The organism is Luteimonas aquatica (assembly GCF_022662575.1).
Lineage (GTDB): Bacteria > Pseudomonadota > Gammaproteobacteria > Xanthomonadales > Xanthomonadaceae > Luteimonas > Luteimonas aquatica.
Window position 1 is genome coordinate 31,094 of the sequence record NZ_JALBFU010000013.1, and the last position, 23,670, is coordinate 54,763.

A 23,670-nucleotide genomic window follows, 5' to 3' on the forward strand; every position below is an offset into this window, starting at 1 on the left:
GCTCCCCTGGTCGGTGTCGGCGCAATGGATTCCGACAGCCTACAGCATGGCGCCCTACCGGCAGCGTGGAGGCGGTGGCGACTCCGGCGATCCCCCCGGCAATCCCCGCCCGGAGCGGCCGGGGCCGGGCGGCCCGGCTAGGCCCGGGTGCCTTCCAGCGGCGGCCTGGGCGCGCGGCGGAACAGCTTGCGCCACACCCACCACAGCAGCAGGGCGAAGGACAGGCTGACCGCGACCACGATCGCCAGCGCGATCCACGGGTGCGCGAACGCCAGGGCCAGGCCGCCGACCACCACCGCGTCCTCGGTGATCGAGGCGGTCCAGTTGCTGACCGGCTCGGGCGAGGTGTTCATCAGCGCGCGCGAGCCGGCCTTGATGACGTGGCTGGTCAGGGCCACGCCGGCGCCGGTGGCGAGCATGCCGGCGCCCAGCTGGCCGTCCGGCGACAGCGTGGCGGCGGCGAGGAAGGCGCCGGCCGGGACCCGCAACAGGGTGTGCAGCAGGTCCCAGCCCGAATCCACGCCCGGGATCTTGTCGGCGAAGAACTCCGCCAGCGCCAGCACGCCGGACACGCCCAGCACCCAGGGCGAGGCGGTGACTTCCAGCGCCTGCGGCAGATCGAGCCAGCCGAAGAAGCCGGCGATACCGATGCCGAACACGGTGAGATAGACGCGGATGCCGGCCAGCCAGGCCAGCAGCACGCCGATCGCGAACAGATGGGCTTCCGACATCGTGGGTCTCCAGGCCCCCCGGGGCGGCGACGAAAATGCGCGTGCGCAGATTAGCGCAGGCTGAGCGGGGGGAAGGCGACGGTCCCGCCCAGGTTGACGCCGGCGCGAGCGGCTCGCTATACCGTGCCGATGACCGAAGCTGAACACCCCTCGGCCGACCCGTTGGCGCCCGAGGCCGCCGCCGTCGCGGCACCCCCGGCCCCGGACCCGGAGCCGCGCCCGAAACGGCGCATGCGGCGCTGGCACTGGACCGCGATCGTGATGCTCGCCCTGCTGTTCGGGCTCTGGGGCCTCTGGCGGACGCTGGTGCCGGCCGCGGGCGACCCGCGCGCGCGCCTGCGCGAGCAGCAGGCGCAGAACGAGGCTCTGCAGCAGCAGGTGGCCACGCTGACCCGCTCCGACCAGATCAGCCGCGACGCCAACCGCGACCTGCAGGGCACCCTGGCCGAGCGCGACGAGGAGATTTCCGGCTTGCGCGCCGACGTGGCCTTCTACGAGCGCTTCGTCGGCGCCACCGGCCAGCGCCGCGGGCTGACCGTGCACGAGCTGCAGCTGCAGCCGCAGAGCGACGTCGCCTGGCATTTCACCGCCACCCTGACCCAGAACCTCAACCGCGGCGCGGTCAGCAGCGGCCGCGTGGCGCTGTCGGTGGAGGGCACGCGCGAGGGCAAGCTGCAGCGCCTGGACTGGAGCGACCTGCGCCAGCAGGCGAGCGCACCCGGGGTCGCCTATTCCTTCAAGTATTTCCAGCAGGTCGAGGGCGACATCGTGCTGCCGGCCGGCTTCCAGCCGATGCGCGTGAGCGTGCGCCTGGAGCCGCAGGGCGGCGCGGCGGTGGAGCAGTCCTTCCCCTGGGCCGAGGCCGCCGCGACCGAGCGTTCCGCCGCCGGAACTTGAAGGCGGGCCGCCCGCGCCCCATCCTGTCGCACATGGAATCCACGATCGCCAGCACCGCCGCCGCCCCGGGCTACCAATCGCTCGAGCGCCCGCTCGAATTCACCGCCGCGGCCGCGGCCAAGGTGCGCGAGCTGATCGCCGAGGAAGGCAACGCGGCGCTGAAGCTGCGCGTGTACATCCAGGGCGGCGGCTGCTCGGGCTTCCAGTACGGGTTCGAGTTCGACGAGCAGCAGGGTGAGGACGACCTGGCCATCGCCACCGACGGCGTGACCCTGCTGGTCGATCCGCTCAGCCTGCAGTACCTGATGGGCGCCTCGGTCGACTACGTCGAGAGCCTGCACGGCGCGCAGTTCACCATCCGCAACCCGAACGCGAAGTCCACCTGCGGCTGCGGGTCCTCGTTCACCGTCTGAGCGCGCCTGGGCGCCGGCGCGCCCGCACCCGGACGGCGGAACGGCACAGCACGCAACACAATTCGGAGGGTCCGCGTGGCGCTAGGGGATGTGGCTGATCTCATTTCGACGGTGATCGATCTTGCATCGTCCTGGCGCTTCTTCCTCTGTGCCGCGCTGACCGGCCTTGCCTGGTACGCGATCCTGCACCTCGTCCCGGACGGGACCGCGCAGTGGGTGCTGTGCGCGATCACCGGCGCTGGCGGCCTTGGCGGCGGCTTCTACTGGCAGATTCGAGCGGACGACCGCCCTTGATGACGTCCTCCAGCCAATCCTATGCCTTCGTCGAAGGCGCGCTTGACCGCGTCGAACACCTGCGCCGCGACACCGAGGCCCTGGCCGGGTTGTGGCCACGCGCGCGGCTGTTGCTCGTGGACGGCGAAGGCCGCGCCATCGCGGACGCCGAAGGCGGCATGCCCGCCCTGCACGGTGCCGATGCCGGTGGCGTGGACGCCGCACGCGGCCTGTTCCTGGGCCTGGCGGGCGAGCAGGCCTGGTTCGCGTTGCCGGCCGAGGAGATCGCCGACCCGTTCCCGCAGCGGGTGGACCTGCGCACCGCCGCGGCCACCTGGCCGGCGCCGGCCGCCACCGCCTTCGCCCAGGCGCGCGCGCTGCTGCACTGGCGCGCCCGGCACCGCCATTGCGGCGCCTGCGGCGCGGCGCTCGATTTCCTGCAGGCCGGCTGGCTCGGCCATTGCCCGCAGTGCGGGCTGGACCACTATCCGCGCACCGATCCGGCGGTGATCGTCGCCGTCACCGACGGCGAGCGCCTGCTGCTCGGGCGCCAGGCCGGCTGGCCGCCGCGGCGCTATTCCACGCTCGCCGGCTTCGTCGAGCCGGGCGAATCGCTGGAGCAGACGGTGATGCGCGAGGTCTTCGAGGAGAGCCGGGTGCGCGTGCGCCGCTGCCGCTACCTGGCCTCGCAGCCCTGGCCGTTCCCGTCCTCGCTGATGCTGGGGTTCCTGGCCGAGGCCGAGCCGGACGAGCCGGCGGTGGACGACGAGCTGGAGGATGCGCGCTGGTTCGGCTTCGCCGAGATCGACGAGGCCCTGCGCGCGGCCGGCGGTCCGCGGGAAGCGCGCGAGCAGGCGCCCCTGCTGCTGTCGCCGTCGATCTCGATTTCGCGCTGGCTGATCGGCCACTGGCACGCGCAGATGCTGGCCCGCCGCTGACCGGGCGGCCGGGCGCTGCCCGCGGTCACGCCCGTGGATTAAACTCCGGGGATGTTCGTCACACTCATCGCCGCCGTCGTCACCCTCGCACTGGGCCATCTCGCGCCGTCGCTGGCGCCCGCGGTGCGCCACTACGGCTGGTATCACGCCTGGACGCGGTGGCTGGACGCGAAATTCCCGCAGGAGAGCTTCTGGCGCGGCCGCTACGGCATCGTGCTGGCGCTGCTGCCGGCGCTGCTGCTGGTGCTGTTCTTCCAGCTGGCGCTCGCCGACGGCGCGGTGCTGGGGCTGGCGGGCATCCTGTTCGGCATCGCCGTGCTGTTCTACGCCTGGGGGCCGGCGGACCTGGACCGCGAGGTCGAGGCGATCACGGAAGCGCGCGATCCGGTGGCGCGCCACAACGCCGCCTCGCACCTGTGGCCGCCGGGCGAGCCGGTCTCGCTCGATGGCGGGGCGCTGGTGGGCGCGGTGTTCCGCAACGCCCAGCGCCGCTGGTTCGGCGTGCTGTTCTGGTTCATCCTGCTCGGCCCGGTGGGCGCGCTGCTGTACCGCCTGACGGCGATCACCGCCGAGGGCGACGGCACCCACGTGCTGCCGTCTGAGACCGTGGCCGGGGCGCGCGTGCTGCTGGCCATCCTCGACTGGCCGGTGGCGCAGCTGATGACGCTGGCGATGGCGCTGGTCGGCAATTTCGATTCGGTGTTCGGCGCCTGGAAGGAAGCCGGCGGGGCCTCGTTCGCGCTCGACGGCGAATTCCTTGCCGCCGCGGCGCGCGCCAGCGTGAAGAGCGAGCTGGCCGAGGAAGCCGCCGACGAGACCGAGTCCGGCGTGGCGGCCACCTCCTCGGCGCTGGTCGCCAGCGCGCCGGAGCTGCCGGAACTGCGCGACGCAATGAGCCTGGTATGGCGCATCCTGCTGGTATGGCTGGCGGTGCTGGCCCTGTTCGTGATCGCGGGATGGGTGAGCTGAAGCGCGCTTTGCGCGGCATGCCGCGCAGCTTCAGCGAACGCCCGGCCATGGATGGCCGGGCCGGACGATCCGAAGCCGATATTCGCCGCCAGGGATGGCAACGCCTAATTGACAGAATTGGGAAACACCCTTTGCACGGGTGAGCCAAGACGTGCTTTGCGCGGCATTGCCGCGCAGTCTTAGCGAACGCCCGGCCATGGAAGGCCGGGCCGGACGATCCGAAGTCGATAGTGTTTCGCCAGGGATGGCGGCGCGAAGTTCGCGGAACCGACGCTTCTGCCCTTCGAGTCAGCTAAAGAAACCCGTCATTCCTGCGAAAGCAGGAATCCAGTGCCTTCGCTTTCCCGCACATCAAGTCGCTGGATTCCTGCTTTCGCAGGAATGACAGGACATGGGCCCGCAGCCAGCAGGCAAAACCGGGCCATCACCCCGGCGCCAGCAACGTGAACGGCCACCACGGCAGATTGCGCGCGATCCAGTAGGCCGGCAGCAACACCAGCCACAGCCTCGGCTCGGCGAGCAGCGCCACCCCCGGACGCAGCCAGCGCGGCTGCCAGCCGAGCTTCCACGCGGCCAGCAGCGGCGCCAGCATCAGCAGCGCCGTCGCCAGCGGGTTCATGGAGAAGGCGCGCGCGAGGTCGCCGTGCACCAGCGCGTGCAGGGCGCGGGTGATGCCGCAACCCACGCACCAGTAGCCGGTGAGCGCATGGAACACGCACGGCGGAAACAGCCCGGGCACGTTCGGATCGAAATTCCGCAGCACCCAGACGCCGACGGCGGCGGTTGTGGCCGCCGCCGTCGCCAGGCTGAGCTGCAGGGCCCGCGATGCGGTCACTGCTGCTGCATGGACTGCATCTGCTGGATCCACTGCTGGTACGCGGCCGGTCCGCCGGTCATGTAGAAGTAGACGTTGATCAGCAGGCCGATGATCGCCAGCGCGGTGGCGACCCAGGCCCAGGTCTTGGCGTTCTTCGAGGCGCGCTTGGCGCCTTCCAGGTCGCCGCGCTGCAGCAGGCCGTTGACCTTGGAGGAGAAGACGATGCCGACGATGCCGATCAGGCCGAGCGGGCAGCACAGGCAGGCGCCCAGCACCGTCGCGATGATCGACCAGGCCAGGTAGTTCGGCACGCTGCCCGGCGGCAGCGACGGCGTGTCGCCGAAGGACTGCCCGGGAGCGGGCGGAGGTGAAGGCGGCAGGGTGCTCATGGTCGATCTCCGTTATCGATGGGTAGAAAGGCGGGGAACCCGGATGGGCGCCGCTGCGCACCGGACGCTGTCCGCCGCTCGGATTTCCCCCGCGCCTAGCCTAACCGAGGCCGCCGCCCAGGCAAAGCTGGCGTTCAGGCGGCGTCGCCGCGCAGCGCCCGGACCTTGGCCTCCAGCAGTTCGGCCGTGAGATCGCCGTCGGCCACCGGCGCGCTGCCGACCACCTCCACGTGGGCGCGGAAGCGCCGCGGCACGCGCATGCGGGCCAGGCGGCCGCTTTGGGACGACGCGCTGCGATGGCTCCACATGCTCGCCCACATGCCGCGCAGCGCCATCGCCATCACCGGCACCGGCCGGCCGTTCTCGGCCGCGCGCGCCAGGATCCGCTCGACGCCCGACTTGAACGGCGCGATCTGTCCGTCGCGGGTCAGTGCGCCCTCCGGAAAGATGCCCACCAGCTGGCCGTCGGCCAGGGCCGCGTCGATCTCGTCGAAGGCGCGCTGCATCAGCGCCGGGTTCTCCTTGGCGCCGGCGATCGGGATCGCCTTGGCCTGGCGGAAGATCCAGCGCATCACCGGGATGTTGAAGATCTTGTAGTACATGACGAACCGCACCGGCCGCGAAATCGCCGCCGAGAGGATCAGCGCGTCCATGTAGCTGACGTGGTTGCACACGATCAGCGCCGCGCCCTGGTCCGGCACGTGCTGCTCGACCTCGCGCACGCGCAGGCGGTACAGCGTGCGCACCAGCACCCAGCTCAGGAAACGCATCAGGAACTCGGGCACCAGGGTGAAGATGTAGATCGCCACCACCGCATTGGCGATCGCCAGCGCCAGGAACAGCTGCGGAATGCTCAGCCCCGGCATGCCGATGCGATGGCCGAACAGGGTGAGTTGCTTCATCTGCAGGGCGATGCCCAGCACCGCCGCCAGCACGATGAAGGCGGCGTTCTGGATGTTCATGCCGGCGATCACGCGCGAGATCTCGTCCTTCGGCGTGCGGCTCTGGATCAGGGCGAACAGCGGCACCACGAAGAAGCCGGTGAACAGGCCGATGCCGACCAGGTCGATCATCAGCCGCACGCTGCCCGGCGCCTGCAGGAAGCCGCCGAGCCCCAGCCCGGACACGGGCGGGGCGCCGCTGCGCGAGAAGTACAGGTCGATCAGGAAGGCGCTGATGCCGAACGCGCCCAGCGGCACCAGGCCGATCTCCACGGTGCGCCCGGAGAGCTTCTCGCACAGCAGCGAGCCGACGCCGGTGCCCACCGAGAACAGCGCCAGGCAGAACACGTAGACCGTGGTGTTGTTCGGCAGCGCGCCCAGGTTGACCACCGCATAGCTGGGCAGCTGCGCGGTGAGCATGGTGCCGATGAACCAGAACCAGGACACGCCCAGCACCGCGTTGCGCACCGCGGTCTGCTTGCGGGTGAGGCGCCAGATGGCCAGCGATTCGGGGATCGGATTCCAGTTGATCTTCAGGTCGGGCGCGCCCGCGTCCACCTTCGGGATCATCCGCGAGACCAGGTTGCCGGTGATGGCGAGCGCGATGATCGCCACCGCCGCCACCACCGTGCCGTGGCTGCCGGCCAGGGTGAAGATCAGGCCGCCGAAGATCATGCCGACCAGGATCGAGATCGAGGTGCCCATCTCGACCAGGCCGTTGCCGCCGGTCAGCTCCTCCGGCTTGAGCACCGAGGGCAGGATCGAATACTTCACCGGCCCGAACAGCGTGGACTGCACGCCGGTGCAGAACAGCGCCACCAGCAGCAGCGGCATGTTCTGGGTCAGGAAGCCGACCGCGGCCAGCGACATGATCGCGATCTCCATCGCCGTGGTGACGCGGATCAGCCGCGACTTCTCCAGCTTCTCGGCGAACTGCCCGGCGATGGAGGAGAACAGGAAGTAGGGCAGGATGAAGATCGCCGGCGCGAGGTTGGCGTACAGCGTGCGGTCGGCGTCGGCCACGGCCAGGTAGCCGAGCAGGCCGATGATCGCCTGCCGGTACACGTTGTCGTTGAAGGCGCCCAGCGCCTGGACCGCGAAGAAGGGCAGGAAGCGGCGCTGCCGCAGCAGTTCGAACTGGTTGTGGGCCATGCGGTCCTCGCGCGATTTCGCGCAAGCCTAGCGGAAGTCCCTTGCGGCTGCGCGGGCCGCGCAGCCGCGGCCTCCCCGCCGGCGCGCTAGGCCTGCTCGCGCTCGATGGCGCGCCAGCCGATGTCGTGGCGATGGAACTCGCCGGGCCAGGCGATGCCCGCCACCTCGGCGTAGGCGCGCCGCTGCGCCTGGGCCACCGTGTCGCCCAGCGCGCACACGCACAGCACGCGGCCGCCGGCGGTGACCACGCGGCCCTCGGCCAGCCGGGTGCCGGCGTGGAAGACCTTGGTGCCGTCCACGTCGGGCACGTCCCGGGCATCGATGGCGTCGCCGGTGCGCGGCGTGCCCGGATAGCCGGCCGCCGCCATCACCACGCCCAGCGACGGGCGCGGGTCCCAGTCGGCCTGGGCCAGGTCCAGGCGGCCGTCGATCGCCGCCTCCACCAGGTCCAGCAGGTCCGAGCGCAGGCGCAGCATCACCGGTTGCGTCTCCGGGTCGCCGAAGCGCACGTTGAACTCGATCACCTTCGGCGCGCCGCTCCGGTCGATCATCAGCCCGGCGTACAGGAAGCCGGTGAACGGCACGCCGTCGGCGGCCATGCCGCGCACGGTCGGCATCACTACCTCGCGCATCACCCGCGCGTGCACCTCCGGCGTCACCACCGGCGCCGGCGAGTACGCGCCCATGCCGCCGGTGTTGGGGCCGGTGTCGCCGTCGCCCACGCGCTTGTGGTCCTGCGAGGTGGCCATCGGCAGCGCGGCGGTGCCGTCCACCATGGAGATGAAGCTGGCTTCCTCGCCGTCGAGGAACTCCTCGATCACCACGCGCGCGCCGGCCGCGCCGAAGGCGTTGCCGGAGAGCATGTCGACGATGGCCGCTTCCGCCTCGGCGAGCGTGGTCGCCACGATCACGCCCTTGCCGGCGGCCAGGCCGTCGGCCTTGATGACGATGGGCGCGCCCTTCTCATGGAGATAGGCGAGCGCCGCCTCGGTGTCGGTATGCACCGCGTAGTGCGCGGTGGGGATGCCGTGGCGGGCCAGGAAATCCTTGGCGAAGGCCTTGCTGCCCTCCAGCTGCGCAGCCGCGGCGCTGGGTCCGAAGATGCGCAGGCCCTGTGCGCGAAAGCGGTCGACCACGCCGGCCACCAGCGGGCCCTCCGGGCCGACGACGGTCACGGCCACGTCCTCGCGCCTGGCCAGCGCGATCAGCCCGTCGAGATCGCCGGCCGCCACGTCGACGTTGCGGCATTTGGCTTCGTGCGCGGTGCCGGCGTTGCCCGGCGCCACCAGTACCTCGCTCACCCGCGGGGATTGCGCCAGCTTCCAGGCCAGGGCGTGCTCGCGGCCGCCGGCGCCGATGACGAGGATTTTCATGAGGATTCGATCATTTGAGCAAGTAGGCGGCCAAGCCTATCAGTGGAGGAAAAACGCACGAAACGAAATTCAGCCAGAGGGACAGACGCTCATTGCGTTCGGTGGTTTCCCAACGGTATCCCTTCGAATCTGATTTCCTGAGTTTTCGGTTCTTGTCCATGTCCGGCTTCCGGAATTCGCCCGGTTCCAGACATTACGCATCGTGCGGTGGGGGCGGAAGTGGACACGTAATGTAAATCGGCCATCTACGGGCAAGGGGGGCTTCGTCGCGCTTGGTCGAGTCTAATGCCGGAAATGCCGCACGCCGGTGAACACCATCGCCATGCCGTGCTCGTCGGCGGCGGCGATCACCTCGTTGTCGCGCATCGAGCCGCCTGGCTGGATCACTGCGCCGATGCCGGCGCCCGCCGCGGCGTCGATGCCGTCGCGGAACGGGAAGAAGGCGTCGGAGGCCATCACCGAGCCGGTCACGGTCAGGCCCGCTTCCTCGGCTTTCAGTCCGGCGATGCGGGCGCTGATCACGCGGCTCATCTGCCCGGCGCCGATGCCGATGGTGCGCTGGTCCTTGGCGTAGACGATCGCGTTGGACTTCACGTACTTGGCCACGCGCCAGGCGAACAGCAGCGTGTCGAGCTCGGCGGGCGAGGGCGCGCGCCGGGTGACGACCTTGAGCTCCTCGCGCGCCACCTCGCGGACGTCGGCGCTCTGCATCAGCAGGCCCGAGCCGACGCGCTTGACGTCGACGTTGTTGCGGCCCTCGCCATGCGGAATGCGCAGCACGCGCACGTTGGCCTTCTTCCTGGCGTAGTCGAGCGCGCCGGCCTCGTAGTCGGGCGCGATCAGCACTTCCACGAACTGGCGGTCGAGGATGACCTTGGCCGTGGCCGCGTCCAGCGGCGTGTTGAAGGCGATGATGCCGCCGAACGCCGAGGTGGGGTCGGTGGCGTAGGCGAGCTCGTAGGCGTCGCCGCAGGCCGCGCCGGCGGCCACGCCGCAGGGGTTGGCGTGCTTGACGATCACGCAGGCCGGCGCCTCGAACTGGCGCACGCATTCCCAGGCGGCGTCGGCGTCGGCCAGGTTGTTGTAGCTCAGCTCCTTGCCCTGCAGCTGGGCGAAGGTGGCCAGCGTGCCGGGCACCGGATACAGATCGCGGTAGAACGCGCCCTGCTGGTGCGGGTTCTCGCCGTAGCGCAGGTCCATCACCTTGACGAAGGTGCCGTTGGATTGCGCGGGGAAGGCGGCGCGCGTGCCGTCCGTCCTTACCGAAAGTCCCTGCATCGCAGTCGCGCCGTCGGCGGGGCGAAGGCTGCGGTCTTCCGCGGAGGGATCCACATAGGAGGAAAGATAATGGCTGATGCAGGCGTCGTACTGCGCGACGCGGTTGAACGCGGCCACCGACAGCGCGAAGCGCGTGTTCGCCGAGAGCGTGCCGTCGTGGGCCTGCAGCTCCTCCAGCAAGCCGGCGTACTGCGCCGGATCGGTGGCCACGGCCACGCGCGCGTAGTTCTTGGCCGCCGCGCGCAGCATCGCCGGGCCGCCGATGTCGATGTTCTCGACGATCTCGTCCATGGTGCTGTCCGGGTTCGCCGACACGCTCTCGAACGGGTACAGGTTGAGCACCAGCAGGTCGATCGGCGCGATGCCGTGCTCGGCCATCACCGCGTCGTCGGTGCCGGCGCGACCGAGCAGGCCACCGTGGATCTTCGGGTGCAGCGTCTTGACCCGGCCGTCCATGATCTCGGGGAAGCCGGTCGCCTCGGAGACGTCGCGCACCGGCAGGCCGGCCTCGCGGATCGCCTTGGCGGTGCCGCCGGTGGAGAGCAGTTCCACGTCGCGCGCGGCCAGGGCGCGGGCGAGGTCGATCAATCCGGTCTTGTCGGACACGGACAGCAGCGCCCGGCGGATCTTCACGGGCGTGCCGGGCAGGCGGTCATTGGACATGCGGGGAGGGGAGGGCTGGAGCGGGCCCGGAATTATAAGGGAGCGCTGGCCGGGCTTCGGCCGGACGGGATTTCAGGACGGAAAGCGCGGCCCGGGCTTCATGGCGCGGGCATTCGGGCACGCAGCCGATGCCGACAGGGCGTTCGATATGCATGGCAATGCGGGCGCGCCATCCCGGGTCAGGCGTTCGCGCCGCAGCCGATGCCGATAGGGCATCGATATGCATGGCATTGCCGGCGTTGCCATCCCTGGCGGTAATGCGTCGGCTTGCGGAAGGTCCTGCCCGACCATCCCTGGCCGGGCGTTCGCGCCCGCAGCCGATGCCAATAGGGCATCGGCTGAGCGCGGGCGCTCACCCCAAGCCGTAGTCGCGCAGCTTCTTGCGCAGCGTGGCGCGATGGATGCCGAGCATGCCGGCGGCGCGGCTCTGGTTGCCGTCGCAGTGGTTCAGCACTTCGATGAACAGCGGAATCTCGAGTTCGCGCAGCGCGATCTCGTAAAGGTTGTCGGCGTCGCAGCCGTTCAAGTCGCCGAGGAAGCGACGCACCGAATTCGCCACGTGCTCGCGCAGCGGCGCGCGGGCGCCGATGCGGCTGGCAGTGTCGGAGCGTTCGGCGTTCAAAGGCGTTCCCGTCAATCTGTCGCGCCCGCCGAAACGCGGCAGGGGGAAGCGAGTCTAGCGCGCCCGGGGCGCGGACGCCAATGTGACGCGCATCGAAGCGGAAAACATCACTGCAGCGCGAAATCGAACGCCACGCTCTGCTTGGAGGGCTCGACGATGTCCATCGCGATGGACGCGCTCTGGCCGCTGGCGAGCAAGGGTTGTGCGGGCGCGGCACCGAGATATTCGCTTTCGGTGAATACGCGCGCGGCGACCGGATTGCCGTTGACGTCCGACAGGGTCAGTTGCAGGCGCGGCCACGGCTGCGCCCAGCGCGCCTCGTTGCGGAAGGTGGCGGTGACGCGCAGCACGCCGGACTTGTTCGGGTGCGACTGCACGTCGCGGTCGACCAGCACGAAAGCGGCCGGTTCGCGCCAGGGCGGCAGCGCGCAGCGCAGCACGCCGCACAGCGCCGAGACGACCGGTCGCCAGCCCGCATCCATCGCCAGCCGGTCGCGGTCCGCGAGCAGCAGCTGCAGTCCCAGCGCGAGCGCCAGCGCGGCCACGGCGGCCGGCAATTTCCATCCGTGCGCAAGCTGCACGGTTTCCGGGGCGTCGGCGGCGCGCGCGAAGCTCGGCGCGGGTTTGGCCTTCGGTGCCACCGCCGACTCGCGCGCCGGTGAAGACGGCGGCGTCACCGCGTCGGCGTTCTCGCTCGATATCTCGGCAGGCGATGATTCGACGGGTGCCGCGGGTTCCCCGGACGGTGGCGTTTGTGGGGCGATCGCATCCGCCGCTGCAGGCGGCGCGGCGTGGCTCCCGGCGCGTTCGCCGGGAGGCGCAAGGGGCGCGGCATCGAACGCCGTCGCGGCCGCGGGCGCCGCTGTTTTCAGCAGCGCGACGAAGGTGCGCGGCTCGGGGGCCGCGGGCGCGGAGAGGGGCGCCGGCGGCGGCGTGCCCGGCAGCGTGACGATCAGGGCGGGATCGTCGGCGGGCAGCTCGCGCTGCGCCGCGGGTTGCGGAGGCGTAACCGACGAGGCCGTTGTTGTTGATGTCGGCGTCGGTGCCGATACCGGCGTTGCGACCGATGCCGATGCGGGAGCCGTCGCGGATGAAGACGCGGAGACCGGCTCCGCAGCGCGGGGTTCGGATGCCGCCACCGTCTCCGTGGCGGGCGCGACCGCCTGCGGTTGCGGCGCCTCGCGCAGCCGCTGCGCGCAGCGCGGGCAGCGCTCCGGCGGCAGGCCCGTGGCCAGGTCGGTGGCCACCAGCGCGCGGCAGTGCGGGCAATTGATGAACATGCGGCTATTCAATCACGCTTGCGGCCGTCGATCCGGACCCAGTCGCCGTCCACGGCGACGCGCAATTCCTCGAACCAGGCGCCGTAGCGCCGCAGCAAGGCGTCCTGCTGGCCGTCGAGGATGCCCGACAGCGCGATGCGCCCGCCGGGAGCCACGCGCGCGGCCAGCGTGTCGGCGAGCGCGTCCAGCGCCGAGGCCAGGATATTGGCGAGAACGACGGGATACTGCGCGGCCGGCTCGTCCTGCGGCAGGTGCACCGACAGGGCGCCGTCAATGCCGTTGCTCTCGGCGTTATCGTGCGTGGCGACCAGCGCCTGCGGGTCGTTGTCCACGCCCACGGCATTCCCCGCGCCCAGCTTCAGCGCCGCCAGCGCCAGGATGCCGCTGCCGCAGCCGAAATCGAGCACGCGCTGTCCGCGCAGCAGGCCGTCGGCGGCCAGGGCGTCGAGCCAGCGCAGGCACAGCGCCGTGGTCGGATGCGTCCCGGAACCGAACGCCAGGCCCGGGTCGAGCCGCACGATCGCCGCCTGCGGGGCGTCCGCCTCGGCGGGCACCTCGCAGTTCCAGGGCACGATCCAGACGCGCTCGCCGAAGCGCAGCGGCGCGTACTGGTCCATCCACGCGCGTTCCCAGTCCTGGTCCTCGACGTTGCGGAAGCCCGCCCGCGACCAGTCCAGTTCCGGGTCGAACGCCTCCAGCGCGGCGAGCAGCAGCAGCGCGTCGGTGTCGTGCGCGAACAGCGCGCTGAGCGTGATCGCGTCCCACAGCGGCGTCTCGCCGACGCCGGGTTCGAGGATGGCCTGCTCGTTCGACGTCTCGGCGTCGGCGTCGAGCATGGTGACCGCCAGCGCGCCCACGTCCTCCAGCGCGCGCTCGTAGCGCGGCTGTTCGGATTCGCGGCAGCGCAGGCTGAGTTCGAGGAAGGGCAAGCGGGCGTTCCGGTGTCTGTGCGATGCGTACTGGGCTGGCGATCACACGATCGAGAGCGATTTTTCCTTGCGCTCGGCCAGCCGCTTCTCGAGGTAGTGGATGTTCTGCCCGCCCTGCTGGAAGCCGCCGTCGGCGAGGATGCGCTGCTGCAGCGGGATGTTGGTCTTGATGCCGTCCACCACCATCTCGGAGAGCGCCACGCGCATGCGCGCGATGGCCTGCGCGCGGGTGGCGCCGTGCACGATCAGCTTGCCGATCATCGAGTCGTAGTTGGGCGGCACGCGGTAGCCCTCGTAGACGTGCGAGTCCACGCGCACGCCGGGACCGCCGGGGGAGTGGAAGTGCTGGATCAGGCCGGGCGAGGGCAGGAAGGTGTCCGGGTCCTCGGCGTTGATGCGGCATTCGATGGCATGGCCGGTGAGCACCACGTCCTCCTGGCGGATCGACAGCTTGTGGCCGGCGGCGATCAGCAGCTGCTCGCGCACCAGGTCGATGCCGGTGACCATCTCGGTGACCGGATGCTCGACCTGGATACGCGTGTTCATCTCGATGAAGTAGAAGCGGCCGTTCTCGTAGAGGAACTCGAAGGTGCCGGCGCCGCGGTAGCCGATGCGGATGCACGCCTCCACGCAGACGCGGCCGATCTCGGCGCGCTGCTCGGGCGTGATGCCCGGCGCCGGCGCCTCCTCGACGACCTTCTGGTGGCGGCGCTGCATCGAGCAGTCGCGCTCGCCGAGGTGGATGGCGTTGCCCTGGCCGTCGGCCAGCACCTGGATCTCGACGTGGCGCGGGTTCTCGAGGAACTTCTCCATGTACACCATGTCGTTGCCGAAGGCCGCCTTGGCTTCCGACTTGGTGGTGGCGATGGCGTTGTTGAGTGCGGCCTCGGTGTGCACCACGCGCATGCCGCGGCCGCCGCCGCCGCCGGCCGCCTTCACGATCACCGGATAGCCGATCTCGCGGGCGATCTTGACGTTGGCGGCGGCGTCGTCGCCGAGCGGGCCGCCGCTGCCGGGCACGCAGGGCACGCCGGCGCTCTTCATGGCGCGGATCGCTTCGACCTTGTCGCCCATCAGGCGGATGGTGTCGGCCTTGGGGCCGATGAAGACGAAGCCGCTCTGCTCCACGCGCTCGGCGAAGTCGGCGTTCTCGCTCAGGAAGCCGTAGCCGGGGTGGATCGCCTGCGCGTCGGTGACCTCGGCGGCGGCGATGATCGCCGGCATGTTGAGGTAGCTTTCCGAGGACGGCGCGGGACCGATGCACACCGACTCGTCGGCCATCGCCACGTGCTTGAGGTTGCGGTCGACGGTGGAATGCACCGCGACCGTGCGGATGCCCATGGCGTGACAGGCGCGCAGGATGCGCAGCGCGATCTCGCCGCGGTTGGCGATGACTACTTTGTCAAGCATGTTTCATGTCCCATGTAATCGTTCCGGCCAGCCGGCAGGGCCGGCGGGCGTTCGCGGGCTCGCGGCAGCGCCGCTCGAAATCCCCGCTCACCCAATCACGAACAGCGGCTGGTCGAACTCGACCGGCTGCCCGCTCTCGCACTGGATCGCCAGCACGGTGCCGGACACGTCGGCCTCGATCGGGTTGAACATCTTCATCGCCTCGATGATGCCCAGGGTGTCGCCGGCCTTGACGGTGGCGCCGACCGTGACGAAGGCCGGCTTGTCCGGCGCCGCCGAGGCGTAGAAGGTGCCGACCATCGGCGAGCGCACCACGTGGCCGTCGGGCAGGCCCTGGTTCGGATCGGCCGCCGACTTGCTGCCGCCGGTGGCGGCCTCGGTGGGCGAGTGCATCGGCATCGGCACGGCGGGCATCGGAGCGGCCGCGACGGTGTGCACCACGGTCGGCGCGGCGGGGAGCCCCTTGGGCGCGCGCGCCAGGCGCACGGATTCCTCGCCTTCCTTGATCTCGATTTCCGACAGATTCGATTCTTCGAGGAGATCGATCAGTTTCTTGATTTTTCGCAGGTCCATGGATGGCCTCGTGAGAGTGAAAGGCGGCGCTCAGCCGGCGCCGTGCCGGAGACGCTCGGCCCGGGAGTGGGCGCGCCACGCCGGGCGCGAGGGCGCCGGAGAAAAGGGGGGACGACGTCGGGGCATGCGGACGGCTATCCCTGTGCCTTGGCCAGCCGCGCCAGCGCGCCTTCCAGCGCGTAGCGGTAGCCGTCGGCACCAAAGCCGCAGATCACCGCTACCGCCAGGTCGCTGAAATAGCTGGTGTGGCGGAACGGCTCGCGGCTGTGCGGGTTGGACAGGTGGACCTCGATGAAGGGGATGGCCACCGCCGCCAGCGCGTCGCGCAGGGCGACCGAGGTGTGGGTGAAGGCGGCCGGATTGATGAGGATGAAGGCGGTGCCGTCCTCGCGCGCGGCCTGCACGCGGTCGACCAGGGCCGCCTCGGCGTTGGACTGCAGGCTGTCCAGGGCGTGGCCGGCAGCGGTGGCCTGCGCCCGCAGCGCGGCATCGATCTCCGCCAGCGTGGTGCGGCCGTAGACCTCCGGCTCGCGTGTGCCGAGCAGATTGAGGTTGGGGCCGTGCAGAACCAGCAGATTGGCCATGGGACCGGTCGTGGGGACAGGCGCGCAGTCTGCGGGAAGCGGGGGATGCTGTCCAGATCGCCGAAGTTTGCCCCGATTCGGGTGATTTAAGCGCTTGTTTGAATCCCGGAGCGCTCGCGGCGCGGCAGTGCGGGCTTCAGGCGTCCGGCCCGGCCTTCCGTGGCCGGGCGCTCGCAAGCGCAGCCGATGCCGATAGGGCATCGGTCAAATCCGGAAAGAGGACCACTGCCATCCATGGCGGCGCATCTCGGGCTTCGGAACGTCCGGCCCGGCCTTCCTTGGCCGGGCGCTCGCAAGCGCAGCCGATGCCGATAGGGCATCGGCTAATCGCGCTTGCTCGCCCAGGTGTCTATCTCGCCTTTCCGGAACGGTCCGATGCGCTGCTTGAGCAGGCGGCCGTCGGCGGAGATCAGCACCGAATAGGGCAGCACGCCCTTGGGGTTGCCCAGGCGCACGCCGGCATCGGCGGGGCCGGCGGCGTCGATCAGGATCGGGTAGGTGACGCCGACGCGGCCGAGGAAGCCGCGCACGGCCTCGGCATCGTCGAGGGCGATGCCGACCACCTGTGTGCCGTGCTCACCTTGCGCGGCGTGGAAGCGCTGCAGCTCCGGCATTTCCTCCACGCAGGGCGCGCACCAGCTGGCCCACAGGTTGATCAGCACCGGCCGGCCGGCGTAGGCGCCCGGCACCTGGATCTGGCCGTCGTCGAGCGCCGGCACCGCGAAGTCGGCGATGCGTTCGCCGCGCCGCGCCACCGCGACCCCGGCCGGGACCGGCGGCGCGCTCGCGTCCATGGACGATTGCAGCACGCGCTGGCCCAGCTCGCTGCCGAAGAACGGGCCGGGACCGTTCGTGGCGAGGCTGGCGATCACGCCGAGCGCGCCCGCCGCCGCGGCCACCAGCAGGATCTTGGTGTTGGCTTGCATCACTCGGCCTTGCGCGCGCGCTGCACGCGCGCGGCGAAGACCTCGGCCTTTTCGAAGCCGAACAGGCGCAGCTCGCGCCGTTCCGCGGCGCCGGCGAAGAACAGGGTGGCGGGGGGACCGATGATGCCGAAACGTTTCATCAGCGCCTGGTCGGTCTCGTCGTTGGCGGTGACGTCGGCCTTGAGCAGCACGAAGTCGGCCAGCGCTGCCTGCACCGCCGGATCGGTGAAGGTGTACTTCTCCATCTCCTTGCAGGCCACGCACCAGTCGGCATAGAAGTCGAACAGCAGCGGCTTGCCGGCGGCCTGGGCGGCGGCGAGTTCGCGATCCAGGTCCTGCGCGGACTTGATGGTGCGGAAGGCGAGTTCGCGATGCTGGGCACCGCCGTTGAACACGCCGGCCAGCGGCTGCAGCGGGTCGCGCCCGCCGCTGAGCGCGCCGAGCAGCTGCGCCGCGCCGATCACCGCCAGCACCAGGCCGGCGAAGCGTGACAGCCAGCGCACGCGCGCGCTCTCGCTGCGCGCGCCGGCGAAGGCCCAGGCCGCCGCGGCCATCGCCAGCAGGCCGTACAGGGCCAGCGTCACCGATCCCGGCAGGATGCGCGAGACCATCCAGGCCGCCAGCGCCAGGAACACGAAGCCGAACACGCGCTGCACCGCGATCATCCACGGCCCGCTGGTCGGCATGCCGCGGCCAGCGGCGGCGCCGAAGGCCAGCAGCGGCACGCCCATGCCCATCGCCAGCAGGAACAAGGCCAGGCCGCCGAACACCGGGTCCCGCCATTGGGTGATGTACAGCACGCTGGCCGCCAGCGGCGGCGCCACGCAGGGACCGACGATCAGCGCCGACAGCGCACCCATCGCGGCCACGCCCAGCAGCGAGCCGCCGCGCTGCCGGTCGCTGAGGCCGCCGAGCTTCGCGCGCAATGCGGCCGGCAACTGCAGTTCGTACAGGCCGAAGGAGGACAGTGCCAGCGCCGCGAACAGCAGCGCGAACAGCACGATCACCCAGGGCGTCTGGAACAGGATCTGCAGATTGAGGCCGGCCAGCCCGGCGATCACCCCGGCCACGGTGAACACCAGCGCATTGGCCAGCACATAGACCAGCGACAGCCCCAGCGCGCGCGCGCTGCCGAGCCGGGTGCCCTGGCCGGCGATCAGTCCGGACAGGATCGGGACCATCGGCAGCACGCAGGGCGTGAAGGCCAGGCCGAGGCCGCCGAGGAAGAACCAGAACAGGGCGGTCCAGCGGTTCTTGCCGGCCAGTTCCGCGGCGAGGCGGACGTCCTCGGCCTGCGAGGCGGCATCGGCGGCCCGCAGGCTTTTCGCCGCTTGGCGGATGGGGGTTCCGTCCGCGGAATTGACCGGGGCGCCGTCGTTCGATGCGGAGGCGGTGTCCGGGGACGCAGGCGCCGTCGCGGCCTCCGGACTCGCGGCATCCGCGCCGGCGGCATCCGAACCTCCGGCATCCGTGGCTTGCGGGGCGGTATCGGCCACGCTGCCCGCGGGCAGCGCCACCGTGACGTTGCGCGTCATCGGCGGATAACAGATGCCCTCGTTCTGGCAGCCCTGGAAGGTCGCGGTCAGCGTGACCTGCTGCGCGCCGGCCTGCGTGCGGCGCAGCGGCAGCGGCACTTCCACCTGGTCGAAATAGACCACCACCTCGCCGAAATGCTCGTCGCGGTGCTGCACGCCGCGCGGCCAGCGCGGCGCGCCGAGCGCGATGCCGTCGGCGGCGAGCTTGAGCCGGGTCTTGTCGCGATACAGGTAGTAGCCGCGCGCCGGCGTGAAGCGCAGCAGCAGCGCATTGCCGCCGTCGGCGATCGCCTCGAAGCCGAATGCCTGCTCCGGCGGCAGCGGCAGCGCGTCGCTGCCGGCCTGGGCGGCCGGCGCGAGCGGGCGGCGCCCGCCCAGTGCCGCGCCCAGCGCGGCCAGGCTGCCGTCGCCGCCGCCCTGCGTGTCGTCCGCGGCGGAGGCCGGCGCGGGCAGGGCGACATTCAAGGTCCTCGTCTGTGGCGGATAGCACACGCCGGCATCGGCGCAGCCCTGGTATTTCACCCGCAGCGTCAAGGCGCGCAGGCCGTCGATGCCGTCGCCGCCGACCAGCGCGGTGACGCCGTCGCGATAGGTCTCGACGTTGCCGAAGAATTCGTCGTGGTGCTTCTCGCCGCCGGGCAGCTGCGGCGCATCGAGCCTGATGCCCGCCTCGACCGCCTGCACCGCGATGCGATGCCGGTACAGGTAGTAGCCGGGCGCGATCTTCCAGTGCACCTCGATGCGGCCGGGCGCGGCGGCCTGGGCCGTCAGCGCGAAGGCCTCGTCGACGGGCAGCAGGTCGGCCTCGTTGATCGCGGCCGAGCCGGGCACGGGCGCGAGCAGCAGGACGGTCGCGACGACGGCGGCGGCAAGGCTGGCGGCGACAGTGGCGATGGGGGCGGACAGGCGTCGCGGGCGCCAGGGCATCGGCTTCAAATCTCGGTTCCGGGATGGGGGAGGCGGCGGCCCGATGGCAGCGGGCCCGCGCGCGCCGGACCGGTTCGACCGTCGCGGCCGCCGGGAGTTCTTCGGGCGCGCGGAAAGCGGAGGCGGAGAGGTCGCTGGCTCGGGACGGCCGAGACCGCAAGCCTACCCATGCGCCCGCCCGCTGTCATGGGCCCCGCGGCCCGGTCTCGCGCCGCAGATCGCCGCATCGAGGCACGCGGCGCCGCGGATCGCCGGGCGCCGCGCGCTGGAGAACGAGGTCCCGGCGAATGCGGCCGGGACGCCGGCTCAGCCCTGCGCGTCGCCCGACATGGCGCTCATGTCCATGTAGAACACTTCCCAGGTGTGGCCGTCCAGGTCGTCATAGGCGCGCTGGTACATGAAGCCGAGGTCCTTGGGTTCGTGCGCCTTGGCGCCGGCGGCGACGGCCTTGTCCACCAGGGCATCGACCGCCTCGCGGGTGTCCAGCGGCACGGCCAGCAGGGTCTGCACCTGGCGCTGCGGGTCGATCACTTCCTTCCTGGTGAAGGTCTGGAAGTACGGCCGCACCAGCAGCATCGCGAACAGGTTCTCGCCCAGCAGCATGCAGGTGGCGTTCTCGTCGGTGAACTGCGGATTGAAGCTGTAGCCGAGCGCGGCGAAGAACTTGACCGAGCGATCGAGGTCCTGCACGGGCAAATTGACGAACAGCTGGGAATGGGCGGTCATGGCATCGGTCCTGGGATTGAGGATGGGGTCGAATCACGGAGCCGTTTCCGGTCCGTTCGGCAAGGCGACGAACCAGGATCGCGCGAATCGACACCGCCGGCGGATTTTTTTCGCTCTCCCCGCTGGCTCCGCGCCGCGCCCGGGGCGCCCGCGCTCAGCCGCCGGGCGGGTGCCCGGTCTCCGCGCGCACCCAGTCGAGATAGTCCGGCAGGCCGCCCGACGCGGCGATGGCGAGGATTTCGGGGAGCTCGTAGGGATGCAGCGCGCGGACCCGCGCGATGAGCGCCTCCAGGCGCGGCTCGACGGTCTTGGCGATCAGCTGCACTTCCCGCGAGCGCTCGAGCGCGCCTTGCCAGCGGTACACCGATTCGACGCCGGGCAGCAGGTTGACGCAGGCGGCCAGCCGCTCGCCGACCAGCGCCTGGGCGATGCGTTCGGCGGTGCCGGCATCGGGGCAGGTACAGAACACGATGCGGACGTCGGACATGGCAGGATTCTAGCGGGGTCCGGATTCTAACGGGGTCGGATTCCAGTGGGGTCGGATTCCAGCGGGGCCGGAGGCGAGCGCCCGGATGCGGTCGCAGACAGCGCGGGCCGCGAACAAGGGAGCATGGAACAGACTGTTCGTCGTCGTTCGCGTCCGCGACCTGGGCGAGGGCGTCGCCGTCGGCTACCCGTCACCGGCGCGGTCGTGCCGGTCGGCGGCGGCATGCATTATTTCGCCCACTAGGCGCCCTCAGGCGGCCAAGGCGGGGAAGCGCTCCCACAATGCCTCGAACTGTCCGCCGAAGCAGCGCAGCAGATAGGCGTCGCGGCTGACCACCAGGTTCTCCTGGTTCGACGAGCTGGCGCTGCGCGTCCAGTTGAAGCTGCCGTTGGCGAGCAGGGCGCCATCGAACAGGGCGAACTTGTGGTGCATGTGGAAAGGCGTCTCGTCCACCCGCACCGCGATGCCGGCGGCGGCTAGGCGGATGATGTCGCTGCCGTCGTCGAAGCGCTTGTCGTTGTCGCTGATGATGCGCACCCGCACGCCGCGGCGGTGCGCGGCCAGCAGTTCCTCGCTCAGGCGGTCGTCGGCGATGGTGTAGACGCACACGTCGATGCCGCGCCGGCTGCCGCGGCACAGTTCGCGCAGCTTGCGCAGGCAGCTGTCGCCGGGGGTGAAGAAGGCCGTGGTGCCGGCTGCCGCGGCGGTGGCGGACAGGTCGAGGGTCTTCACCACCTGCTCCAGCCAGCGCAGCGCGGGCAGCATGGCGCCGGCGTCGGCCAGCATCAGCTCACGCGCCATCTCGAAGGCGCGGTTGCGCAGGAAGCGCAGCCGGTCGGCGTCGGCGCCCGATCCGATCTCGCGCAGCTCGAAGCGTTCCTCGTTGTCGAGCTCGAGATCCGCCGCCGAGTCGCGCAGCAGGTGGTCGAGCCGGCCGAAATCAAGCCGGTCCAAATCGGGCCGGCTCGAGTCTGGCGCGGCGCTCATCGCGTTTCGATGGTCGGGGCGGCCAGGCGCTTCTGCACGTCCTCGCGCATCTGCGCCAGCTGGTGTTCGGCCTGGCGCCGCTTCTCGATGCCCTCGCGGTGGATCGCGCGCACGTCCTCGACGGTCCGGATCAGCTGGTCGTGGACGTACTGCAGCGTCTCCACGTCGATCACGCCGCGCTGGTTGGCCTTGGCCGTGTCGACCGAATTCTGGTGCAGCAGGTCGGCATTGCTGCGCATCATCTCGTTGGTGGCGTCGTCGATGGCAGTGGCCAGCTCGACGGCGTTCTTCTGCTCATGCAGCGACAGTTGGATGGCGAAGCTGCGCTTCCACGCCGGGATGGTGATGTCGCGCACCGCGGCGAACTTCTCGATCAGCAGCATCGCGTTGGCCTGGATGATGCGGATGGTCGGCAGCGACTGGTCGGCGGCGTGCTGCAGCAGCACCAGGTCGCCCACGCGCTTGTCGAGCAGGCGCACGGCATTGTCCACCTCGGCGCGCCGGTTGCGCGACTGCGGGTCCTCCGCGCCCTCCAGCGCGCGCCGCTCCTGCTCCAGGCCGGCCAGGCGCATGCGCCCGGCGGCGATGTGCAGGCCGAGTTCGTGTCGCTCGTCGAGCACGATCTCGTACATGCGGTCGAAGTCCTTGACCCGCTTGCCGAGGTCGTCCTGCTGGCGCGAGACGTCGCGCATCAGCTGTTCGATCTGCTGGTTGGTGTTGCTGAACTTCTGCACCAGCTCGCCCTTGGAGACGCGCATGCGATCGATCAGCGGTCCGATCACCGGCACCTTGGAGCGGGCGCCGAGCTTGCGCAGGTTGAGCGTGCGAGCGATGCGCACCACCTCGCCGAGCTTGTCTCCGGTGCCGTCCAGGTCGCGGTTGCGCACCTGGTCGAGCAGCTGGCCGGAGAACTCGGTGGTCTTGGTGGCCGCCTCGCGGCCGAAGCCGTGGATGCCGGCGGGCGCGAGGTCCTGCAGCGTCTGGCGGATCTCCAGGATGCGCGGGGTGTCCTCGGCGGTGAGGCCGAGCGCCGTCAGCGCGGCTTCGTCCGGCACGCCCTCGGCCGCGAAAGTGACGAGGTCGGTGTTGCCGAAGTCCGAAGTGGGCTGGGTCATGGCGTGGGCTCCTTGGATGGGCGTTCGATGTCAGCGGACGGTGAGGCGGCAATCTGCAGGGCGGATGCGCGCAGCGGGATCAGTTGCGCGCGCAACAGGGTCCGGAGACGGCGTTCGTTCCCGGGGTCGGCGGCAAGCTGCGCCGCCGCGGCGGTGGCCGCCGCGCGCTGCCGCCACAGCGTGGTGAGCAGGTCCCGCACCTGTGCATGGCGGTCGAGCAGCAACGCGGCATGGTCGCGCACCACCGCGATCTGCGCCACCGTGGCACGCCACGAGGCCGCGATCGCGTCCAGGTGCTCCAGGCGGCGCTGACGGGCCACGGTCCGGTGCGCAGCGTCCGCCTCGGTGTCGGCGAGGCGTTCGCCGGCGAGCAGTTCGTCGAGGCGGGCGGTCTGTCGCTGCAGATGCGCGGACAGGGCGGCGAGTGCGTCGCTGCCTTCGGCCAGCTCGACGGCGAGCGCCTGGGCGCCGGCCAGCTGCAGCCGTATCCGGTTCTCGACGGGATCCGGTTGCGCCTGCGCCACCAGGTCGCGGCCGAGCAGGCGGCCGAGCACGCCGGCGCGCTTGCGCCGGCGTGCCGGGTCGGCGTTGTCGAGCGTGGCCACAACGCCTTCCAGCGCATCGAGCAGCGCGGCCGTGGGCAATCGCGACAAGCGCGCGGCGACGGCGTCGAGATCGACCTCGGCCAGGAGCGCCGCGCCCAGATCGCGCACTGGTTCAGGGGCCGGGGCGCCG

At 70.9% G+C, this 23,670-nt stretch carries 24 protein-coding genes; 5 read left to right on the plus strand and 19 right to left on the minus strand.

Translation table 11 applies throughout. The annotated features are described in order from the left end of the window. Positions 1–137 precede the first annotated feature (137 nt). The gene (locus MD221_RS15740) at positions 138–731 is read right to left on the minus strand and encodes a DUF4126 domain-containing protein (protein WP_242112888.1); all 594 of its coding nucleotides are present in this window, start codon (positions 729–731) and stop codon (positions 138–140) included. A 129-nt stretch (positions 732–860) separates the two neighbouring features. Here MD221_RS15740 and MD221_RS15745 point away from each other — a divergent pair, with 129 nt between their 5' ends. From MD221_RS15745 to MD221_RS15765, 5 genes are all read left to right on the plus strand, one after another. Beyond that, entirely contained in the window at positions 861–1,628 is a 768-nt protein-coding gene (locus MD221_RS15745; protein WP_242112889.1) for a DUF6776 family protein, read from the plus strand. A 32-nt stretch (positions 1,629–1,660) separates the two neighbouring features. Then, positions 1,661–2,041: an iron-sulfur cluster insertion protein ErpA gene (gene erpA, locus MD221_RS15750; protein WP_242112890.1), complete on the plus strand. Its 381-nt coding sequence runs from the start codon at positions 1,661–1,663 to the stop codon at positions 2,039–2,041. 90 nt (positions 2,042–2,131) lie between these two features. Next, entirely contained in the window at positions 2,132–2,335 is a 204-nt protein-coding gene (locus MD221_RS15755) for a hypothetical protein (RefSeq protein WP_242112891.1), read from the plus strand. Next, entirely contained in the window at positions 2,335–3,252 is a 918-nt protein-coding gene (nudC, locus tag MD221_RS15760; protein ID WP_242112892.1) for an NAD(+) diphosphatase, read from the plus strand. The genes MD221_RS15755 and nudC overlap by 1 nt, the downstream gene beginning before the upstream one ends. Before the next feature lie 51 nt (positions 3,253–3,303). Beyond that, positions 3,304–4,221, plus strand: a complete 918-nt coding sequence (locus MD221_RS15765; RefSeq protein ID WP_242112894.1) for a hypothetical protein — start codon at positions 3,304–3,306, stop codon at positions 4,219–4,221. 424 nt (positions 4,222–4,645) lie between these two features. Here MD221_RS15765 and MD221_RS15770 read toward each other — a convergent pair whose 3' ends face one another. The 18 genes from MD221_RS15770 to MD221_RS15855 all read right to left on the minus strand — a co-directional run bounded on the left by MD221_RS15770 (position 4,646) and on the right by MD221_RS15855 (position 23,648). Further along, the gene (locus MD221_RS15770) at positions 4,646–5,056 is read right to left on the minus strand and encodes a DUF2752 domain-containing protein (protein WP_242112895.1); all 411 of its coding nucleotides are present in this window, start codon (positions 5,054–5,056) and stop codon (positions 4,646–4,648) included. Then, the gene (locus MD221_RS15775) at positions 5,053–5,427 is read right to left on the minus strand and encodes a CD225/dispanin family protein (RefSeq protein WP_242112897.1); all 375 of its coding nucleotides are present in this window, start codon (positions 5,425–5,427) and stop codon (positions 5,053–5,055) included. The genes MD221_RS15770 and MD221_RS15775 overlap by 4 nt, the downstream gene beginning before the upstream one ends. A gap of 134 nt (positions 5,428–5,561) precedes the next feature. Further along, positions 5,562–7,520, minus strand: coding sequence for an MFS transporter (locus MD221_RS15780; protein ID WP_242112898.1), 1,959 nt, complete (start codon positions 7,518–7,520; stop codon positions 5,562–5,564). Between the two features lie 86 nt (positions 7,521–7,606). Next, positions 7,607–8,893: a phosphoribosylamine--glycine ligase gene (gene purD, locus MD221_RS15785; RefSeq protein ID WP_242112900.1), complete on the minus strand. Its 1,287-nt coding sequence runs from the start codon at positions 8,891–8,893 to the stop codon at positions 7,607–7,609. A 282-nt stretch (positions 8,894–9,175) separates the two neighbouring features. Next, positions 9,176–10,834 carry a bifunctional phosphoribosylaminoimidazolecarboxamide formyltransferase/IMP cyclohydrolase gene (gene purH, locus MD221_RS15790; protein WP_242112902.1) on the minus strand — a complete coding sequence of 553 codons (1,659 nt, stop codon included), beginning with the start codon at positions 10,832–10,834 and terminating at the stop codon, positions 9,176–9,178. A gap of 352 nt (positions 10,835–11,186) precedes the next feature. After that, positions 11,187–11,456, minus strand: a complete 270-nt coding sequence (gene fis / locus MD221_RS15795) for a DNA-binding transcriptional regulator Fis (RefSeq protein ID WP_242112903.1) — start codon at positions 11,454–11,456, stop codon at positions 11,187–11,189. Positions 11,457–11,563: 107 nt separating this feature from the next. Then, complete coding sequence (locus tag MD221_RS15800; protein WP_242112905.1) at positions 11,564–12,736, minus strand: DUF3426 domain-containing protein; 1,173 nt, start codon at positions 12,734–12,736, stop codon at positions 11,564–11,566. A gap of 8 nt (positions 12,737–12,744) precedes the next feature. Then, positions 12,745–13,665: a 50S ribosomal protein L11 methyltransferase gene (prmA, locus tag MD221_RS15805; RefSeq protein ID WP_242112906.1), complete on the minus strand. Its 921-nt coding sequence runs from the start codon at positions 13,663–13,665 to the stop codon at positions 12,745–12,747. 42 nt (positions 13,666–13,707) lie between these two features. Beyond that, the gene (accC, locus tag MD221_RS15810) at positions 13,708–15,075 is read right to left on the minus strand and encodes an acetyl-CoA carboxylase biotin carboxylase subunit (RefSeq protein ID WP_242112907.1); all 1,368 of its coding nucleotides are present in this window, start codon (positions 15,073–15,075) and stop codon (positions 13,708–13,710) included. Positions 15,076–15,162: 87 nt separating this feature from the next. Further along, positions 15,163–15,648 carry an acetyl-CoA carboxylase biotin carboxyl carrier protein gene (gene accB / locus MD221_RS15815; protein ID WP_242112908.1) on the minus strand — a complete coding sequence of 162 codons (486 nt, stop codon included), beginning with the start codon at positions 15,646–15,648 and terminating at the stop codon, positions 15,163–15,165. Between the two features lie 134 nt (positions 15,649–15,782). After that, positions 15,783–16,232 carry a type II 3-dehydroquinate dehydratase gene (aroQ, locus tag MD221_RS15820; RefSeq protein ID WP_242112909.1) on the minus strand — a complete coding sequence of 150 codons (450 nt, stop codon included), beginning with the start codon at positions 16,230–16,232 and terminating at the stop codon, positions 15,783–15,785. Positions 16,233–16,555: 323 nt separating this feature from the next. Next, complete coding sequence (locus tag MD221_RS15825; RefSeq protein WP_242112910.1) at positions 16,556–17,158, minus strand: TlpA disulfide reductase family protein; 603 nt, start codon at positions 17,156–17,158, stop codon at positions 16,556–16,558. Next, positions 17,158–19,620: a protein-disulfide reductase DsbD gene (locus MD221_RS15830; RefSeq protein ID WP_242112912.1), complete on the minus strand. Its 2,463-nt coding sequence runs from the start codon at positions 19,618–19,620 to the stop codon at positions 17,158–17,160. The genes MD221_RS15825 and MD221_RS15830 overlap by 1 nt, the downstream gene beginning before the upstream one ends. A 306-nt stretch (positions 19,621–19,926) precedes the next feature. Continuing rightward, complete coding sequence (locus MD221_RS15835) at positions 19,927–20,346, minus strand: VOC family protein (RefSeq protein WP_242112914.1); 420 nt, start codon at positions 20,344–20,346, stop codon at positions 19,927–19,929. 154 nt (positions 20,347–20,500) lie between these two features. Then, the gene (gene cutA, locus MD221_RS15840; RefSeq protein ID WP_242112916.1) at positions 20,501–20,833 is read right to left on the minus strand and encodes a divalent-cation tolerance protein CutA; all 333 of its coding nucleotides are present in this window, start codon (positions 20,831–20,833) and stop codon (positions 20,501–20,503) included. Positions 20,834–21,082: 249 nt separating this feature from the next. Further along, positions 21,083–21,820, minus strand: coding sequence for a phospholipase D-like domain-containing protein (locus tag MD221_RS15845; protein ID WP_242112918.1), 738 nt, complete (start codon positions 21,818–21,820; stop codon positions 21,083–21,085). Beyond that, positions 21,817–22,935, minus strand: coding sequence for a toxic anion resistance protein (locus MD221_RS15850; protein ID WP_242112919.1), 1,119 nt, complete (start codon positions 22,933–22,935; stop codon positions 21,817–21,819). The genes MD221_RS15845 and MD221_RS15850 overlap by 4 nt, the downstream gene beginning before the upstream one ends. Next, positions 22,932–23,648 (minus strand): hypothetical protein, encoded by a 717-nt coding sequence (locus MD221_RS15855; protein WP_242112921.1) that lies wholly within the window; start codon positions 23,646–23,648, stop codon positions 22,932–22,934. The genes MD221_RS15850 and MD221_RS15855 overlap by 4 nt, the downstream gene beginning before the upstream one ends. Positions 23,649–23,670 lie beyond the last annotated feature (22 nt).